A 3184-nucleotide genomic window follows, 5' to 3' on the forward strand; every position below is an offset into this window, starting at 1 on the left:
TTGACCGAGTATGATTTGCTAGTGGGTGGCGTTAATGGCGGGCCTCCGAGTTCCTACACAGCCCGCGTAAGTGAAGAGTATCCGATCAATAGCAACGGCAGCAAGAAGAATATAATGGGCAAGGCGTTTTACAAATCCCATGAACTGGCCTTGGCAAGTATTGATTCGGTGGAAAAATCAATAAGAGAAGAGTCTGACTCAAAAAATCAAGATGCCGGAAAGTGGCGATAACTGCTAAACTCTAAGTTTACCGGAATTTCTCATGCAGACCGGGAAAGTGTCCCAGATGCAATTGTTTTTCAAAAAGTGTCCCCCTCAGTGTCCCAGAAAATAAAAAAACCCCTTAACTAATTGATAGTCAAGGGGTAGTTGTGGTGATGGACGGAATCGAACCGCCGACACAAGGATTTTCAGTCCTTTGCTCTACCAACTGAGCTACATCACCGTGCTCACTGGCCCCGTTTGGGACTGCAAAAATAGGCGGCTGCTTTGGATTGGCAAAACATTTTGTCAAATCTTTTTAATTCTCGCATTGCACCCAGGCAAAGCACACCGGGTTATGCGTAAATCAGTCGCCGATTTGCGCATTTATTCCCGAAATAGTCTAACTTACTGCCTTGCCGAAAGAACATTTTGCCCGATATTTGTTAATAGTATGCCTGCATACTACTGGCGACAGCCGACGTAAGCTCGTCTGCAACTAAATCTACAGATCGGAAGTGTTCATCCTCAACTATCCACTAAAAAAATGGAGTACCTGCAACAAATACTCTTTTCTATTGTCTTGGGCGTAGCGATCTGGCTCATTGCCAAACGGGTTGGAATCATAAAAAAAACGATACAGCTGGGTAGGGCCGAGGATCGCAGTGACCGCCCTTCCGAGCGAATAGGTACTATGCTGCGCGTAGCCTTTGGGCAGAAGAAAATGTTCGACCGCCCCATCGTGGGCTTCATGCACTTCATTATCTACGCTGGATTTTTGCTCATCAACATCGAGGTATTGGAGATTATCCTGGATGGGCTTTCGGGGCAGCATCGGATGTTTGCGCCGTTTTTTGGATCTGGTTATCTGTATTTGTTGGGCTTCTTCGAATTTCTGGCCGTAGGTGTGCTGACGGTCTGCGTGATTTTTCTGCTGCGGCGCGACGTCATCAATGTAGATCGCCTGCAAGCCAGCAAGCACCGCGAGATGAAAGGCTGGCCCAAGTTGGACGGCAACCTGATTCTGATTTTTGAAATCGTACTGATGATCGCCATCCTTACGATGAACGCAGCGGATTCGGTCTTACAGGATATGAACAGTGTTCATTATACCAAGGCAGGCGATTTTCTGTTCAGTCAATTTCTGAAACCGCTGTTCGCGGGATGGAGCGAATCGTCGCTGATCGCTTTGGAACGTGGCGCCTGGTGGTTCCACATTGTGGGTATTTTGGGCTTTGCCGTATACGTGACCTACTCCAAGCACCTGCACATTGCGCTGGCATTCCCGAACACCTACTTCGCTCGCCTGATTCCGAAGGGTGAAATGAAGAATATGCCCGAAATTACGAAGGAGGTCAAACTCATGCTGGGTGTAGGGGAGCCGGACGAAGGAACGCCTGTCACCGAGATTGCCCGTTTCGGCGCCAAAGACGTGCAGGATTTAAGTTGGAAAAACTTGATGGACTCCTACTCCTGCACCGAATGTGGCCGCTGTACGGCAGCTTGTCCGGCCAATATCACGGGCAAGAAACTCTCGCCCCGCAAAATAATGATGGACACCCGCGACCGTCTGGAAGATGTAGGCCGCAATATGCAGGCCAACAACGGCGCGTTTGTCGATGACGGCAAAAATTTACTGGGCGATTACATTCTGGAGGAGGAAATTCTGGCCTGCACGACCTGCAACGCTTGCGTAGAGGAATGCCCGATTTTGATTAATCCGCTGGATATTATCCTGCAACTGCGGCGTTTTCAAATTATGGAAGAAGCCAAGGCTCCCGCCTCCTGGAACGGAATGTTCAGCAATCTGGAAACTAGTCAGGCTCCCTGGAAATTCTCCCCGGCGGACCGGTTCAACTGGGCAGACGAGTTGAAACAGCCGTAAGATTTTGGTAGTAATCCACAAGCAGTTTTCAAAAACAACAAAAAGCAGGATTGGTCTGTACAATTAAATTTGACAATGAGCGAAATACAATACAAAGTACCCACCATGGCTGAGATGGCGGCCGAAGGCAAGTCGCCCGAAATCTTGTTTTGGGTGGGCTGCGCGGGTTCGTTCGACGACCGCAGCAAGAAAATCACGGTGGCTTTCGTCAAGATCCTGAACAAAATTGGTATCGACTTCGCCGTATTGGGAACTGAGGAAGGCTGCACCGGCGATCCGGCCCGGCGGGCGGGCAATGAGTTTCTGTTTCAGATGCAGGCAATGGCCAATATCCAGGTACTGGACATGTACCACGTTAAAAAAATTGTGACTGCTTGTCCGCACTGCTTCAATACCCTCAAAAATGAGTATCCCGAACTGGGTGGCAACTACGAGGTGATTCATCACTCGGTTTTCCTGCAACAACTCATCGACGAGGGCCGCGTAAAGGTGCAGGGCGGGGATAACTTCAAAGGCCGCAAAATAACTTTTCATGATTCCTGTTATCTCGGTCGCGCCAATGGCATCTACGAAGCCCCTCGCACTGTATTGGAAGCGCTCGATGCCGATTTGGTCGAGATGAAGCGCAGCCGTGCCAAGGGCCTTTGTTGCGGAGCGGGTGGGGCACAGATGTTTAAGGATGCGGAACCGGGCCGCAAAGAAGTAAATATCGAACGCATAGAAGAAGCCCTCGGCACGGGTGCCGACACCATTGCCGTATCCTGTCCTTTCTGCATGGTAATGATGACCGATGGCGTCAAAAACAAGGAAAAAGAAGACTCCGTCCGTGTCCTCGATCTCGCTGAACTCATTGCACAAGCGGAAGGTTTGTAGGTTTTTTCAAAAAACCGAAGGGAAAAAGCTGCCATGAATCGTTACTTTTGTACCATAAGTATTAACGTATATACGGTCTTCCGCAACCCATAAACTCCCATGTACATCCGTTTTGACGATATAGATTTCGACTCCCGCTTGTGGATTTACCAGGCCAACCGCAGTCTGACCGACCAGGAAGTGAGCCTGATTAATCAGACCCTCGAAGCCGCTATCGATGGCTGG

3 protein-coding genes and 1 tRNA gene are annotated in these 3184 nt (G+C 49.4%); 3 read left to right on the forward strand and 1 reads right to left on the reverse strand.

What is annotated here, in order from left to right; all coding sequences use genetic code 11:
* Window positions 1-231 (forward strand): hypothetical protein (locus ACEW8P_RS09570; protein WP_373512860.1); only part of this gene is annotated, 231 nt, incomplete at its 5' end.
* Window positions 232-372: 141 nt separating this feature from the next.
* On the opposite strand, the gene ACEW8P_RS09575 is transcribed toward ACEW8P_RS09570, so the two are convergent.
* Window positions 373-445 (reverse strand) — tRNA-Phe (locus ACEW8P_RS09575).
* Window positions 446-748: 303 nt separating this feature from the next.
* On the opposite strand from ACEW8P_RS09575, the gene ACEW8P_RS09580 reads away from it, so the two are divergent.
* On the forward strand, window positions 749-2086 hold the full coding sequence (locus tag ACEW8P_RS09580) for a 4Fe-4S dicluster domain-containing protein (protein ID WP_373512861.1): 1338 nt from the start codon (window positions 749-751) through the stop codon (window positions 2084-2086).
* Between the two features lie 75 nt (window positions 2087-2161).
* Window positions 2162-2959, forward strand: a complete 798-nt coding sequence (locus ACEW8P_RS09585) for a (Fe-S)-binding protein (RefSeq protein ID WP_373512862.1) — start codon at window positions 2162-2164, stop codon at window positions 2957-2959.
* Window positions 2960-3184 lie beyond the last annotated feature (225 nt).

This window comes from Persicitalea sp. (assembly GCF_041751555.1).
Classification (GTDB): Bacteria; Bacteroidota; Bacteroidia; order Cytophagales; family Spirosomataceae; genus Persicitalea.

What these genes read in the sequence shown, in the direction of transcription:
- ACEW8P_RS09580 (WP_373512861.1), top strand. Translation starts at nt 749, where the DNA reads ATGGAGTACCTGCAACAAATACTCTTTTCTATTGTCTTGGGCGTAGCG.
- ACEW8P_RS09585 (WP_373512862.1), top strand. Translation starts at nt 2,162, where the DNA reads ATGAGCGAAATACAATACAAAGTACCCACCATGGCTGAGATGGCGGCC.